The 14891-nt window shown below is 42.0% G+C and carries 14 protein-coding genes; 3 read left to right on the forward strand and 11 right to left on the reverse strand.

Translation table 11 applies throughout. From position 1 onward, the window contains the following. Positions 1-224 precede the first annotated feature (224 nt). The 7 genes from JL57_RS19855 to JL57_RS19885 form a co-directional block, all read right to left on the reverse strand. Positions 225-1211: a MoxR family ATPase gene (locus JL57_RS19855; protein WP_291300317.1), complete on the reverse strand. Its 987-nt coding sequence runs from the start codon at positions 1209-1211 to the stop codon at positions 225-227. 24 nt (positions 1212-1235) lie between these two features. Next, on the reverse strand, positions 1236-3035 hold the full coding sequence (locus JL57_RS34950) for a hypothetical protein (protein ID WP_291300318.1): 1800 nt from the start codon (positions 3033-3035) through the stop codon (positions 1236-1238). Positions 3036-3037: 2 nt separating this feature from the next. Further along, a complete protein-coding gene (locus JL57_RS34955) occupies positions 3038-3952 on the reverse strand; it encodes an ABC transporter permease (protein ID WP_291300319.1) in 915 nt (304 codons plus the stop codon). Beyond that, entirely contained in the window at positions 3949-4878 is a 930-nt protein-coding gene (locus JL57_RS19870; RefSeq protein WP_034143709.1) for an ABC transporter ATP-binding protein, read from the reverse strand. The genes JL57_RS34955 and JL57_RS19870 overlap by 4 nt, the downstream gene beginning before the upstream one ends. After that, positions 4879-7386 carry a hypothetical protein gene (locus JL57_RS19875; RefSeq protein WP_291300320.1) on the reverse strand — a complete coding sequence of 836 codons (2508 nt, stop codon included), beginning with the start codon at positions 7384-7386 and terminating at the stop codon, positions 4879-4881. It abuts the gene before it with no gap. Between the two features lie 625 nt (positions 7387-8011). Further along, the gene (locus JL57_RS19880; protein WP_034143711.1) at positions 8012-8938 is read right to left on the reverse strand and encodes an arginine deiminase family protein; all 927 of its coding nucleotides are present in this window, start codon (positions 8936-8938) and stop codon (positions 8012-8014) included. Between the two features lie 52 nt (positions 8939-8990). Beyond that, positions 8991-9311, reverse strand: coding sequence for a hypothetical protein (locus JL57_RS19885; RefSeq protein ID WP_034143712.1), 321 nt, complete (start codon positions 9309-9311; stop codon positions 8991-8993). Positions 9312-9997: 686 nt separating this feature from the next. Between JL57_RS19885 and JL57_RS19895 the strand changes: the two genes are divergently transcribed. After that, positions 9998-10285, forward strand: a complete 288-nt coding sequence (locus JL57_RS19895; RefSeq protein ID WP_034143714.1) for an ABC transporter permease subunit — start codon at positions 9998-10000, stop codon at positions 10283-10285. 61 nt (positions 10286-10346) lie between these two features. Here JL57_RS19895 and JL57_RS19900 read toward each other — a convergent pair whose 3' ends face one another. Further along, the gene (locus JL57_RS19900) at positions 10347-10547 is read right to left on the reverse strand and encodes a hypothetical protein (RefSeq protein ID WP_034143715.1); all 201 of its coding nucleotides are present in this window, start codon (positions 10545-10547) and stop codon (positions 10347-10349) included. A 489-nt stretch (positions 10548-11036) separates the two neighbouring features. Here JL57_RS19900 and JL57_RS19905 point away from each other — a divergent pair, with 489 nt between their 5' ends. Further along, positions 11037-11282, forward strand: coding sequence for a hypothetical protein (locus tag JL57_RS19905; RefSeq protein ID WP_034143716.1), 246 nt, complete (start codon positions 11037-11039; stop codon positions 11280-11282). A 176-nt stretch (positions 11283-11458) separates the two neighbouring features. Here JL57_RS19905 and JL57_RS19910 read toward each other — a convergent pair whose 3' ends face one another. From JL57_RS19910 to JL57_RS34960, 3 genes are all read right to left on the reverse strand, one after another. Then, positions 11459-12271, reverse strand: a complete 813-nt coding sequence (locus JL57_RS19910) for an RMD1 family protein (RefSeq protein WP_034143717.1) — start codon at positions 12269-12271, stop codon at positions 11459-11461. 13 nt (positions 12272-12284) lie between these two features. Then, positions 12285-13109 (reverse strand): RMD1 family protein, encoded by an 825-nt coding sequence (locus JL57_RS19915; RefSeq protein WP_034143718.1) that lies wholly within the window; start codon positions 13107-13109, stop codon positions 12285-12287. 552 nt (positions 13110-13661) lie between these two features. Then, positions 13662-13799 carry a hypothetical protein gene (locus tag JL57_RS34960; RefSeq protein WP_291300321.1) on the reverse strand — a complete coding sequence of 46 codons (138 nt, stop codon included), beginning with the start codon at positions 13797-13799 and terminating at the stop codon, positions 13662-13664. A gap of 243 nt (positions 13800-14042) precedes the next feature. On the opposite strand from JL57_RS34960, the gene JL57_RS19920 reads away from it, so the two are divergent. Further along, positions 14043-14891, forward strand: an 849-nt coding sequence (locus JL57_RS19920) for a metallophosphoesterase (RefSeq protein ID WP_034143719.1), incomplete at its 3' end; no start/stop codon positions are given.

Raw genomic sequence — 14891 nt, forward strand, 5'->3', positions numbered from 1 at the left:
ACTCGATGTTCGATGTTCGATGTTCGATATTCGATGTTCGAACCACGACTTTGCAACATTAACCTCGGTTATGAATTTCATACTTATTTCATATTTTATTCATCGTACTTTACGCCACAGCCCTAGACTGCTTCCCCAGTGTTACCTCGAATCGAAGTTCGATGTCGTTCCTGAACTCTCGCACCTCGTAAATCGTGCCTTGTGCCTCGAACTTCCTGCCTCGATTATCTTGGCACAGATTCAAGTAATTCTTGAACTAACTTATCAGTTGTAACTCCTTCTGCTTCCCCTTCAAAGTTAATGAACATGCGGTGTCTCAACGCCGGCAAAGCGACTGCAAAAACATCCTCAAAAGCGACATTAAATCTTCCGTCCAATAAGGCCCTAATCCGCGCAGTCGTTAAGATCGCTTGAGCACCTCGGGGACTGGCTCCATAACGAACATATTTTTTAATTCTCTCAACCGCCCCCGGCTGTTCAGGATGGGTGGCGAGTATAAGCCTTACGATATAATCTGCAACATGATCCGCCACCGGAATATGTTTAGCTACTTTAATAAGCCGGGCCAGTCCTTCATCGTTAACCACGTTTTCCGGCTCAACGCTTTGTTCCGTCGTCGTCATGGTCAAAATCTTCTTTAAATCCTCGGCCGAGGGAAAGGCAACCATGACTTTAAAAAGAAAGCGATCCAGCTGAGCTTCTGGCAATGGATACGTCCCTTCCATCTCCAATGGGTTCTGAGTTGCTAACACAAAAAAAGGATTCGGTAACGCCCTTGTAACCCCACCGACTGAGACCGTTCGTTCCTGCATGGCCTCAAGTAATGCACTCTGAGTTTTTGGAGTTGCCCTGTTAATCTCATCAGCTAAGACTAAATTAGCAAAAATTGATCCCGGTTGAAATTGAAAGCTTCGTCCATCTCCCGTATCTGTCATAATGTTCGTACCCACGATATCAGCAGGCATTAAATCCGGGGTGAACTGAATCCGTGCAAATTTCAACCCTAAGACCTGGCTCAGGGACCTGACCAAAAGCGTCTTGCCTAAGCCAGGGACACCTTCCAGTAAAACGTGTCCTCCAGAAATTAGACATAATAAGACCTGCCTAATGGCATCCTGCTGGCCGACCATTACCTTAGCGACTTCCCTTTCGATCCCTCGGACTTTATCTACAATTTCAGCCAATTGCGCTTCTCCGATATCTGACGGCAAATTTATCCCTCCATACATTTGTTATTACTCCCCTGACAAATCCAAAAAATAATTCCTAACCAAAGCCTTCAAATTATCTGGTACATACTCTTTGTCCATACTTTCTCGTGCATCGGCCTCGTATTGAGTATACACCTCCGAATAGGGTAGCAACATTCCGCCCTGAGCAAGTCCGCCAGCTGAATCAACCAGCGTTGAATCTCCTGAACCACTACCTGCCGAACCACTAACCCGGCTTTCTACTCCCCCATTCTCAATCCTACCATTCGGAACATACACTTGATCCCAGTGCCCTTCACGACTGTCTTGAGTCCCACTTAAACCGCTGGAACTGGGACCCCCAACCTGAGTTTTCCCCTTCATTCCGCTTGTCTGGTTGCTCGATCCGCTCCCCGCATCATTGCCACTTTTCCCGCCACCACTGCCACTGCCGCCTCCTGAGCCTCCACCAGCTCCACCGCTTCCCGCGGAACTCCCACTTGCTCCACTACCGCTTCCTGTCCCCGAGCCCGAGCCTGTCCCTGTCCCTGATCCTGTCCCAGAGTCTGTTCCTGCTCCGGTTCCTGTCCCCGAGCCAGTTCCTGCTCCAGAACCTACTCCACTCCCCTTATCGCTCCCGCTTCCACTTTGACTTCCATCATTTCCCCCATTGTTAGCCCCAGCTCCAGCAGGAGCGGTTCCCTTTCCTGAACGATTGGCCGCTGCCAAGATTTTCCCCTTTGCGCTACTCAGTCCTTTTGTCAAATCCCCTGCTAAACGGGCTGCAGCTTCCTCCGAGGCAAGTTGCTCAGCTAGTTGCTCTGACAAATCAGCCATCTCCTCAGCGCCTGCTTGTCCAGAGGAACCGATTGCCTGGCTCAGCTTGTTTAGATCAGCGGCTAGATTAGGGTTACCCGCTTTTTCCAGAGACTTAGCGATCTCCTCAAAAAACTTCGAGAGCTTCTCTCTTTCTGCCGGATCCATTTCTTTCATCTTCTTTTCTAGTTCTTCCGCCTGTTGCCGAAAATCTGGGGCATCCCGCTTTTGCAAAGCGGCTCCAGCTTCTTTAGTCGTAGGACTTTGCTGTAACCTAAAGGCCAATTTATCTAGGATTTGCTTTTCTTCAGCCTGACTTAGCCTCTTGGTCATTTCCTTTTGGGTTTTAGCTAGAGCTTCGACCCCTGCTTCTAAAGATTTCGCTTTTTTAAGTTCCTGTTGTAACTTGGTTAATTGATCGGAAAGCTGTCTCTTTAAATCAGCCGATAGTTTGGGATCATTCTTTAATAGCTCTTCAACTTCATTAACCATACTTTGTGTGGCGATCAGTTCCTCTTTCGCTTGATGGTTGGCTAGAGCGATCTCATCCATCCGATTCGGCCAAAAAGACAAAGCAAGAACAGCCACCAGCAGAGCTGTGAGGATTCCCAATGGTTGGTTCAGTCTCGGCCAAGGGATTGCCTTTTTATACGCCACCCCCTTTAAATGCTCTAACGCATCTTGACGTTGACGCTGGGCTAAAAGGTCTGAGGAATCCTGCAATTGCCAGGCCGTCGTCATCCGTTCTTTAAGCCCTGCCCGGTCTAAGGTTAGAGCAGTTTCCCACAAACCAGGACGCAACATATACGCCCTTAGCATAACTGAAGCAAAAACTAACAAGCTAAGGCCAACCGCCCAGGAGCTACTGGCATAGAGGGGGAAAATCCGGGCGACAATAAACACCGACAAAGCAGCCCCAGCAGCCATTGTCAGTCCTCTAAGGAGCCACTTAGTATAATGCTGCCGAGTAATATGCCTTAAAACGGGCTTTAAGGCCTTAATTAAGGTTAGCCCTTTTTTCGATTCCACGCCTAACCCCCTTTCTTGTTGCCAGCCCGCAGGGGACGAATTAGCCAAACCGTTAGCCCTAAGGAAACCAAGATGATCAAAGCATCTAACATTAGATTCACTTGCCAGACAGGCCTAGGCTTAACTGGTATTGGTTGGGGCACCGGTTTACCATCAATAAACGTCGTTGACGTTATCCCCGTAAATTGGACATTCATCGGTCGTACATAAGGTATTAATTCCATCCCTGTCGGTAAGACAGAACCTAACGCCACTATAGGATTGAAATTTACGATAAAAGGGGTAGGCGGCGGCTGGTTTAACCTCGCCCATTTTTCCATAGTCAAACTCTGGACTACTGCGGCTGAGATTAAAGTACCCCCAAACAGAAAGAAGGTCAGCAGATAGCTAATCACTATTGCCGTAATCGTCCGTTTAAATAGGGCTGAGCAAAGCAGGCCGATACTAGCAATAGTCACTGTCGTAACCAGGGAAATCAGAACAACGACCAGTAAGTCACCCATAGCCACTGCCCCAAAAAGAAAAATCGTGCTGTAAATCGGCATGGAAACTAAGATCAGTAATACCATATAACTAATTGCGGATAAAAGTTTACCTGACACAATGGAGAAGGGGGAAAGTCGGGTCACCAGCAAAAGTGGCCAAGTCTGTCTCTCCTTTTCCCCACTGATAATCGAGGCTGTCATTCCTGGGGTTAAAAAAGCAATCAGAATGAGCTGTACAATCACAAGGATCGCAAAAATCGTCATTCCCAAGCGTAAAGCCTGAGTGCCGCCATAACTATAGCGGGTTTGGAGATAATAAGCGAAACCCCCAATTCCGGCTAAGGCCATTAAATAGATGCTTATTAAAAGCGGCGACCGCCAGGTACGCACTCTATCTCGCAATTCTTTAGCTAACACTGGATTTAAGATCATCGTGCTGCCCCCTTAGTAATCTGCATAAACAGATCTTCTAAACTATTTGAGGATTCCGCAAAGGAAAGAACGGGGAGTTCAGCAAGAACCAAAGCACGTAATAGCTTTTGTTGCTCCTCTGGATTGCCTGAAAAACGAACCTGTAAAACTCCATCTGCGGTCTCATTCACGGCCGCTACCCAGGGATTTTCTTCCATCATGGCCCTAGCCGCGCTGATATTGTCCTGAACCTTAACTTGGATCAATCGTTCCTGCTGAAGTTGGGCAGTGATACTATCCATACTCCCAACGGCAACCAACTCTCCCCCCTCAATAATCCCTACTTCAGTACACAGCTCCGCCAGTTCCGGCAAAATATGGGACGAAATAATAATACTCTTACCCATATTCTTGAGTTCCCGTAGCAATTCCCGCATCTCTACCCTGGCCCTGGGATCCAAACCTGAGGCAGGCTCATCTAGGAGAAGCACTTTTGGGTCATGAACCAAACTCCGGGCCAAACACAACCTTTGCTTCATGCCACGGGACAACGAATCAACATAAGCATCCGCTTTGAAATTGAGATCCGTCAGCTCTAAAAGATCCGCGATGATACTCCTTCGTTTCCCCCTGGAGATCCCGTAGCAGGAGGCATAAAAATCCAGATACTCAGTCACTTTAATCCGCTCATACACCCCAAAAAAGTCAGGCATATAACCCATTAGACTACGAACCTTCTTGGGATGTTTGGTCACATCCACCCCATCAATATAGGCTTTACCCTCTGTCGGAACCATCAGGGTCGCCAGAATTTTCATAGTTGTCGTCTTACCGGCTCCATTCGGTCCCACAAAACCAAAAATACTGCCCTGTTCAATTTCTAAACTTATTCCTTTAAGGGCTTCCATCTTGCCATAGATCTTTCTCAAACCTTCAACCCTAATCACTTACAATGCCCCCCCCTTACTACTAAGAGAGATATTTACTCCAAAAAATTCTTGGTCTTGAAACTGTTGTGGTTGGTTGAACTGTGATTGTGATTGTGATTGTGATTGTAATTCGGGCTGATTCGATATTTTGAAGCGAACCAAGCGGCCACTGTTGAAATAGTTTGTAGGATCTTTGATCACTGTGTTATCTGAGGTCATATTAATATCGTCCCAAGCAGCTGTTTTCCAGTTATAAAGGTACCCCTTTACCGCTGCAGAAAAAGAGGCGCCATTTCTCTTATGAATGTTCAACTGCATTTCACTAAATTTACCCTCGGGGAGTTGCATTTGGTAAACCGCTTCTGAATTAGCTTGCATCATAATACTTCCAGGGCCAAACCCTACATTTTGAGAACTTAATAACGTCCCTGAAATGAAGCCCTCTGGTACTTCAAGACGTTCAGGGTCAAATTTTAAGTGCAAGGGAACTTGAAACAAGGTAGTATAGTACTTCTTCACCTTATTATCCTCAATGCTCAGTCCCCCTTGGAGAGGTTCTGCTGACCAACCAAAAAACAGTAATTTGCTCTCAGACCCAGGGTCCCACCCATTGCCTAGTTGACTTTCGAAAATTTGTTGCCGCATCATGTCTCTGGCTTGAGGTCGTGGCGGGGGTCCTGACCCTTGCCAATTCACCTGAGGATTATAGATTTGATAAGCTATAGGGGCACCATTGTTCAGATTATTGTTCGTATTTAGGTTAATTTCCGTCTCAGTCTTCTCCCCTGCGTTGAGCGCAGCGATCTTCGTAAACCAATTGGGGGAAGAGACTATTACACCGTCCGTAAAATTATACTGAGTACCATTTGTGATCGTTGCCAGCCACTTATTGTCTTTGAACGAGATTTCCCCGCTGATGGACCCGGTAAGGGAAGCATCTTCAACCGCTGAAAACCCTCTCATAACCCAGGAACGCATTTGAAGGAAATCTATATTCGTTTGTCCAGGTGTTTGTTCTACACGGAGCGTTGCGTTGGGTCTCTGATTTGTCCGAGGATCAATTCTCATTCCTCCATCGAGATTGGGCAAAGCGCTGACGAGATGTTTACCTGGTAATTCCAGATGATAGGTTGCATGGGTTGGGGCAAATAAGCCTGTAACCGCTGTAACTTTCGCCAGAGAAGTTCCTGGCATCATCTCAACGACATTGATCTGGTGAGCAATGATTTCCGCAGGGCGGGTTTTAAAGGATGTGAAATAAATCAAGAGCACGAAAATTACTGACAAGGCGGGTACAGTAAGCCAAGTCCATTCCCGTCTGTCCAATTTCTTCAGGACCAGATAGTTGAGAAGGCCTGCTAATAAAAGATACGGGCCGATCATCCAGGCCATCGTCCTCAGGGAGGGAAGAGCCATGTCCTCAATATTCCCCAAAGCATTGGCCATGCCGTATGCATTATTGAATTGCCCTTTGAAAAAAGGCCCCCCCAACTGACCAGGTACTAGGCCATTCCCAAACTCAGGCTTCTCAGCGAATACAAGATCCTTCCAAAGGACCTCGCTCCCTGTCCAGTTGGACATAGGCTCTAGAGCAGGATCAAAAGCCAGGTATAAAACCTCGCCTTCCCCGAATGGATACTTGATAGCTAAAGGTCGTCCTTGTTCCGAAAAAAGAGGCTTACCTTTAGAACTTTGGAGCTTAGCTATACGTACGGGACCTGATATAGCTTCACTGATCGGTTTACTTAAGCTACTTGGGAGAGCACTCAGGGTAAGAGTTTCAACTCCAGAAACCGTGACTGCTTGCAATTCCTGTGGCAAATTCGGGAGCACCTTTTGCCAACCTGAACCTCCCCCCACGACTAAGGTACCGCCCCGACTCACCCAGTGGGTTAAGGCAGTGGACTGTTCCTTACTAAGTTTCAAATTAACATCATTAAAAAGCAGCACATTAAAGAAACCCAGCAGATCTGCCTTCTCCGGCAGATCTTCATTTTTGATCGTCGTTACAACCGGGCCCAACCAACTCGCTTGCTTTAGCCCATTCAGAGGGGCTAACCCTTCCTCAGAACGATCTAGCAAACCAATAATCAATTCATTATTACTCAGAAACGCAAATTTGACGGTCTGCTTAGCGAGGACTTGATCCCCACTTACTAACTCAATGTTCACACTCGTCAAACCCTGAACAGGTATATAAAAATTAAAGCCCTTCGTCGATCCCTGAGGAATGACTGCACTGCTAACATAGTCCATGGTGTTAAATTCCAGGTTATTTTCATTAGGCGTAACTCTCAAATCTCCTTGAAGATCCGCTCCCTGGTTCGTCACTTCAACTTGAAGAGGAAGCCAAACACCTTGTTTTGTGTAGTTTCCATAGGTCCCCTTTGCTTTAATTATGATGGAAGGGTTTTGATCTTCATCCTCTGGAGCAGCCAAAACAGCCTTTGTCGATAGACCTACAGATGATAGAAGCATAAACATAGCAATAAATAGAAGTATCCAGTTCCTTAGCTTTGACAACATCTCAGCTCCTTTTTCTTATCTTTCACTGAAAAAATCTCTTTCCCACTTTTTGCTCTTAAATTCACTATTCTACCACAATCCATTAAATACCTCTTTTTCCAGCATAGACAAAAGTATGCCTTGCGCTAAATCATTTGTGATATGTGCAAAATTTACAACATCTCGTGGTAGTTAATCCGGTTGGTTTTATTCGCTCTAAGAGCAAATCATATGTTTCGGGTGATCAAGTTTTTCGGCATGGCTCAGAGATCGTGTTCATGCCCAATGACCTTTGTGACACCCTCTCACTTCAATATTTCATATAAGCCGTTAAAATCTAGCCTTAACCTTTTGGACTAAATACCAACCCTCCCCCTTTACCATCTTTGTTTACTCTATATAGAGAGTAAATAAAGATGGTAAAAGGTTACAAAATAAGCGTTTTTTTATTTTAATTAACTTTATCTTCGGCAACACACGTATGCGAAATACTATGTATAAAGAGCTTCCTCTTCAATAGAAATTAGATTTCTAGGAAGAGAAAGCCCTTTTCTTGTGCTTGTTACTTACTCAGCTGTAATATAACTCTTCAGACCAAGTTTGAGCTAATAGTAGCCAATTTTCAATACCTTGGAATTTCTTATACTCAGGCCCGCCAAAGCCTTAGAGTCAGGCAACGAAGACTCCCACCACCGGCCAATAGGGCATCGGGATGAAATTCAATGATCTGGACGCCACGTTGCTTCAATTTCTTTTTAGTCTGATCGTTGAGGGCGATATCGTAGTGAATAAGAATCTTGGGCTCCAGTGGAACAAAGCTACAACCCCAATTCTGCTGCTCTTCATCATTGATCTCCATGAGTTCTATATTTCTCTTGCCTAAGAAAGCCTTTAGGTCAATTTCAATCCGCTTCTCTCTGCGAACCAAATAAGTTCTGAGCAAGGCCGGAGGAAAATACAGGGCTAAATCTTCACTGATCCTGTTGAAAATCATATCTGCATGCATGAACCGTCGCGCCTGTGGTGCCTTGATATATATCACTTCCTCGAAACTATCTAAGGCTTTAGCAAAAAAACCTTCGATTGTACTGGGTTTATGCCGTTCAGTATCCACAATAATTAGCGTAGTAGGAGACAGAATTAAGCAGCCTTCAAACTCTTCCTGGGTTTCAAATTCATGAAGGATAGGTATGCCGATATTTGTGAGAACTTCCTTAACGACCTTTTCCTCCCCCGCCCGGGTTCCTGGACACATTTCGGATAAAATAGCCCCTTTACTCGTGATGACGGCTGTGTCATGAAGATAAGGTAGATTCGGAAGTTTGGCTAACAAATCCTTAGTCTGGTGGGCAAAATTTCTAACGAACAGCACCTCAACATTGTTTGCTTTTAACAACTGAGCATACTGCTCATGCTCCCTTAAATACTGATCAACCTTTGGAACATAATTAAATAAATGATACTTGTAGTTTGATTGATTGATGGTTGAGAGCGATTCGATAGGGTTATGCAGTAAAACCTTCTTTAATCTTGCTAGTTTTTCAGTTCCAAACCTTGGTTTTGTCCCGCTCATTTTCTACATCCTATCTTATGGTTTTCTTGACCCTATCAATAAACACACTACATTACTGAACCATATCAGGGCTTTTAGGATTTACATAGTCGACTAATGCCCGGTTTAAATCAAAAAATTGGCGACTTATTTCCGGGGCTTCCTGCCACTGACTATCCTCGGAATGTCGAGCGAAATGATCTAGAAACTCTGGCAAGTGGTCATCGCTATAAGCGTCCCGGAATCCCTGCAAACTGAAATGGGATAAGAAATTGCAATTCAAGTTTAAATGATTATACAACTCCTCGCTGATGTAGCGAGAATCTCGCTTGTCCACAACCTGCTGAAAAGATTCAAGCACTTCTTGCTGTTGTCGTTCAGTCAGAGTATACACTATTACTCCCCCTTTTGTTTCACTAGCCAATCAGTTAAACTCTAAAAAGTAGTGCCCTTCGCCATTATTATACCCACTAAGTTAATTGACTACCGATAAGGAAACTATTAGTATTAGTGGCGCTGTACATAAGAAAATTAGAGTTCTGCAGTATACTATCCTGTCTTTCAATTTGTTATAACACTAATCCTTCCGCTATCATTACTAAGATATACCAGCACCTTACACCCGGGTTTATCCCGGGTTTTCTTTTTGAAAACTACCAGGTAAAATCTTGATACAATATTGCACTTTCTGGAAATTATGACATTTCAAATGTCCTCCAAAAGATATATAATAAATTATAATTAGGAAAGAAGGTAGAACTATGTCGGTTTCATTGGTATTTGTGAATAACAAAATAGAGTTTCGATATGTTTCAGATCAAAATAAAATCTTTATTTTTGATCTGAAGAATGATAAAGCGTTGCCAACGTATTTATTACCTGCTAAATCAACTGAACTCGATAAGAGTACTTTTATTGACATTTGTCTAAATATCCGTAAGCAAATTGACAAAGGAAGACATACCCTTAAACAGAGTAAGGACACAATTTAGTAAATCTTAACTCTCACTCAATTCTTGGGTTATTAAAAGCAAATTCATAGTTATTCCTTGAAATAAGATGGTCAATGGGGCCACGACAATGCTCAGTCAATTTAACGTAATATTCAGCGCTATACCTGCTTTGATTTTTAGCATTATCCTCCTCAAAATGGACTTTTTCCTGGCCTTAGACAAACGACAATCAATCATTGCTTTTGTCTTGGTATTAACTTTCGTCGGATGGGCCAAATTGGCGACCCTAGTGATGGAGAGGGTCAGGGAGGTTTTAAATAAACCGTTTATCACAGCTGAATCGGCCATAGGTAAGGGCAAACTAAGGATTGCACTGGAAAATGTGCTTCCCCACTTAGCCCCGTTTCGATTCTAAATTAAAGAACCTTACTAAATAGTAAGGTTCCTAACCCAATACTTAAATTGAATGTAATTTATTATTGGAGTTTTTCCAGTTCTCTGGGGTTGTATGCAAATTCACCAAGCATAACATCTAACCTTACAACAATAAAGACACCCATTTCATCACGATCAACACGTACAACTATTCCAGTACAGTGATTACAAGTCTCTACGCGATCTCCGACTTCGAATAAGCCTTCATTACGGAAGAAGAACTTCTTCTTGGCTTCTATCATAATTCACCCTCCCCTTTCTCCAACAGCAACTAGTTAACATACCGCTCACGGGATAAGGAATAAACCAATTCCCACCTTAAAATACGTGAATATTTTCACTAGTCACAACAAACATTTTATCGGCTGGATAGTTCAACGATTTCGCTTTCTCACTAAAAGTGTACCATTATGTGAAACCCAAGTCTATAGCATATCCAAATTGTCATAATAGGTTTTATTGATAGGCAAGGCAACCCATCCAACTTGTTGGAAGTTATGTCTGAACTCTGATACTACCAGTGGCTTTAAGAACTCGAGTGGGAAACCACAGTTATACCAATTATGTTAATAGACTACTCTGAATATTGAGACTTTGTAATATTAGGTACTAATTACTTAACTCTGTTCTATACTATAGTAGTAAGACTGAACAAAGGAAATTCGTAGACGTACTGCTGACCTGACTGGAAACTGTTCAATTAAATTGTAAAGAAATGGGAGGTACGCAATATGTTAGAAAGAAAATCTTATGAAATTAGTGAACTATACGAGAAAATTAATTTAATTATGGGAGTATCTTATGGTAGTGAAGGCATAATACCATGCCATAGATGTTGTGATAATAATTGTTGCATTAGCGACTCAGGTGACGTTCTATGCGGAGGGTATATGGAACATTCAGAAGTGACAGAGACAGTAACAGGTGCTAAATTATATGTAGTTAAATGTCACAATGCAGTGGAATTCAACCTTTAAAGACACGCTTTTTATATTGAGATCCACTGCGAGTAAAAAGCAGGAATATCTATTAATCGACTTGCGCTAATAATAATGTTTTTCATACTCCGGCACTGTACCAAGAGTTAAGATCTTAGATACAACTCGTTTTACCTCAAAATTGATTATGAATGTATATCCCTAACTCCAGGTTATTACGACAGGATGTGTAGAAGCGGAAAGCTAGCAAGAAGCAATATTTCAAAGAGCAGAAGTCTCCTCTCTGATTGTTTAGTTCCAAAGCTTAAATATTCTCCCGTTATTGAGTCCACAATTTTCCACTGATTTGATAAAACCGCATATCTTTCATTAAGCTCAAAATACTCACTCATCTTGTCAAATATTTGTCTTAATTCAAGGGTTCTGCTAAACTCTGAGGGTCTATCAAGAAGCCTTACGCTTTCAATGCTCCTGTATTTAAACCGGATGCTTTTGGCAAGGGTTGAAGACACCTTTTTAGTATTTGCCCATAGAAATCCCTTATTAAGTTGACTTATAAAATTTCCCGCCTCATCTAAAACCTCGGAAAGCTCGGTTTCAATCTTATAAAGCTCGGTAGACTTTGCTAAAACTGCGGCAGCTATATCATCCACTTGTTGGTGATAATCAAATATTCCCTCGTCTCCTTCCCATAAGTTTACATGGACGTCGCTCGAGAGGATCATCTCATGGGTCTCATTAAATTTAGAAAGCAATTTATAATCTAAGTCAATGAACAGCGTCCCCAAATACTCTAGAAAAATAGAGATTTCGTCTTGATTGAAGTTTAAGAAGGTAATACACCCATATTTATATAAGTACACTGCCTTGTTTGCTGAAGTATATTTTAGGATCTTTTCAACTTCCGTCCCGTTAAATTTAATATATTCCTTCCAGCCTACGTCCTTCCTAAGATTAATAAATGTGGCTATCCGCACGAGAGGCAGTCTAGTTGCAACTTTATAGGTATTAAGGATTATTCTTTCCATATTACACCTGTCTTTACCTGATTAATTCAAGCACCATAAGCACTACTTCAATAACGATCAGCAGAACAATCACCCATTCAACAAACAATCCGCGTATGGAATGGCTTATGGTAGCAAACCCATCAATGATACTTTTCAGGATTTCAGTCTTGCTTTTTATCACCTCGTACCGGTCATTTAGCTCAAAAAACTCTGACATCTTTTCGTAAAAATCTGCTGCATCACTGTTAGTCCAGGTTATGTCGGGTTTATCAAGAATCATGATATACGCAATGGTATTGTATTCATGCCTGACAATCCTTGAAGTTGTCTTGGCAAGTTCTTTGTTCCCGATATTCAGTTTACCCTTCTCCAGTCTATCAATTTTGCTTTCAAGATCATCAAGAATCTTGCTCAGCTGCTCTTCTATCCTTTCAAGTGCTACAGACTTGGCAATCACGATGGATATTAATTCAGGGTAAAACAACTCCATATTTGGAATCTGAACATAGCGATCCGTAAAATCAATTTCTTCACCTTCAACCGGATGAAGTACATAATCTTCCTGAAACCTGTCATAACGTCCGATATCGATATCGGGCTTTATTGCTTTCAGATAGCGCATCAATGTTTCAGTATGCTGTTTGTTCGAGTTAATAAAAACTATACTCCCAAAAGAAAAAACTAGGATTTTTTCATCCTTCCCGGGTTCCTCGCCAATAATTATTCCAAGCACCTCATCTTGAAGAAGAAGAGGCTCCTCCCAGGTATACTTTTTCCTGATCTTGCATTCTACAGCGATCTTATTAAGATCGATTTCATTTGTCACTGCAAAGGCTTTAAACTTTAAGTCATTCATATGATTCCCTTAACTTTCTGTTTAATATCAAGCGACAATAGGTAGTTTTTTATAGTATATACAGTAAGAGTATTTTTCTATTACTTTCCCTACATCTGAACAGTTACTCGATGTAAAGATAGTTAAACGATCGCTAACTATCTTGAGTTTTTTCAACAAAAATACCCTCAGAAATCTTAGGACTTCCCAGGGTGTCCGTTACATTCAACAAAATCCTCTGAGCCGGGTTACCTTCCTGGAGTGCTCGAAACTGTAAAGCAATAGGTGCTCTACGGGCACCTTTCGCATAGACATTACCCCCTTGTCCCATTATATCATGCCAAATGCATATAAAACAGGCATATGGTATTTTTTACTAAATTCTTAATGGATCCCCTTGTTAAAGAGCTCAAGAGTACAAATGGTTAACAACCACAAAAATGTTGTGCTTTATCTTTAACCTCTGGAATATCTTAACTAAATACTCACCATTATTCCTTGAATTTGCTTGTTAATTAAAATACCAAAAGGAGAGCCTATCTGCTCTCCTTTTGATATTTTTAATGGAATCGCTTAACGACTTTTCCCGCTATTTCCAGCCGCATCGTCTTTTAATGCATTATAAGCCTGTTCCAACCGTGAATACTTATCTTTAAGTTGTGCTAATTCACTGGCTAAAGCTTCTCTTGTATCTTCATCTTTATGGCTCAAATAAAACACCTCCCTAATATATTTACCATAACAGTATTTCCTGCATTTCATGAATTATGTTGAGCTTAGTACACATTTGGCTCCTTGAGCAAACAATAAAAGGGGTATCGCCGTTACTAGCCTCAAAACAACCCTAAGTGGTTGTTTTTTTATTTGCCCTGTTTGCTACTCACCCTTCTTCTTTAACTCAAATATATTAAGTTAATAGATCTTCCGATTTTCAATTATTGGAGGAGGCAAAAAATGAATAATCTTAAACGTATTTCTAAAGTTTTTGAATCAGCAGAAGAAATCCCCTTTGACGACTCCTCCAGAATTATTCTAATGAGTGACGTCCATAGAGGTGATGGAGGCTGGGCGGATGATTTCTCAAAGAATCAAAATCTATATTTTGCTGCGTTAACCCATTATTATAATGAAGATTACACCTATATAGAAATTGGTGATGGCGATGAACTTTGGAAAAATAAAAGACTTTCTGAAGTAATATACGTGCATAGCCATGCTTTTTGGCTTCTTTCAAAATTTTTCAAGGAAGGTAGACTTTATTCAATTTTTGGAAACCATGATATGGTAAAGAGAGACCATGAATTCGTGAAAAACAACATGTATCAGTACTTTGATGAACGGGAGAAAAAGTATTTCCCTTTATTCGAGAATATAAAGGTGCATGAGGGGCTAGTTTTAAAGCATAAGCTGACCAACCAAAAAATCCTCTTGATCCACGGGCATCAAGTAAGTTTTATAGATTATGAAATGTGGAGGTTAAGTAGATTTCTAGTTCGGTATTTATGGCGACCTCTTGAATCATTTGGCGTCAATGACCCTACCAGTACCGCCAAGAATTATGACAAAAAAGACGCAGTCGAAAAACAACTTATTGAGTGGGTAACACGGGAAAAGCATATGCTTATTGCTGGTCATACTCATAGACCTAGGTTTCCTCAAGTAGGTGAACCTCCATACTTTAATGACGGGAGTAGTGTCCATCCTCGTTGTATTACGGGAATCGAAATTACAGATGGTAATATTACACTCGTCAAATGGGACGTCAAAACAAAGATTGACGGCACCTTGTTCATAGGCAGAGAA

Source organism: Desulfosporosinus sp. BICA1-9 (assembly GCF_000802135.1).

What these genes read in the sequence shown, in the direction of transcription:
- JL57_RS19895 (WP_034143714.1), top strand. Translation starts at nt 9,998, where the DNA reads ATGCTCAGTCAATTTAACGTAATATTCAGCGCTATACCTGCTTTGATT.
- JL57_RS19910 (WP_034143717.1), bottom strand. Translation starts at nt 12,271, where the DNA reads ATGGAAAGAATAATCCTTAATACCTATAAAGTTGCAACTAGACTGCCT.
- JL57_RS19880 (WP_034143711.1), bottom strand. Translation starts at nt 8,938, where the DNA reads ATGAGCGGGACAAAACCAAGGTTTGGAACTGAAAAACTAGCAAGATTA.
- JL57_RS19915 (WP_034143718.1), bottom strand. Translation starts at nt 13,109, where the DNA reads ATGAATGACTTAAAGTTTAAAGCCTTTGCAGTGACAAATGAAATCGAT.
- JL57_RS19900 (WP_034143715.1), bottom strand. Translation starts at nt 10,547, where the DNA reads ATGATAGAAGCCAAGAAGAAGTTCTTCTTCCGTAATGAAGGCTTATTC.
- JL57_RS34955 (WP_291300319.1), bottom strand. Translation starts at nt 3,952, where the DNA reads ATGATCTTAAATCCAGTGTTAGCTAAAGAATTGCGAGATAGAGTGCGT.
- JL57_RS19905 (WP_034143716.1), top strand. Translation starts at nt 11,037, where the DNA reads ATGTTAGAAAGAAAATCTTATGAAATTAGTGAACTATACGAGAAAATT.
- JL57_RS19875 (WP_291300320.1), bottom strand. Translation starts at nt 7,386, where the DNA reads ATGTTGTCAAAGCTAAGGAACTGGATACTTCTATTTATTGCTATGTTT.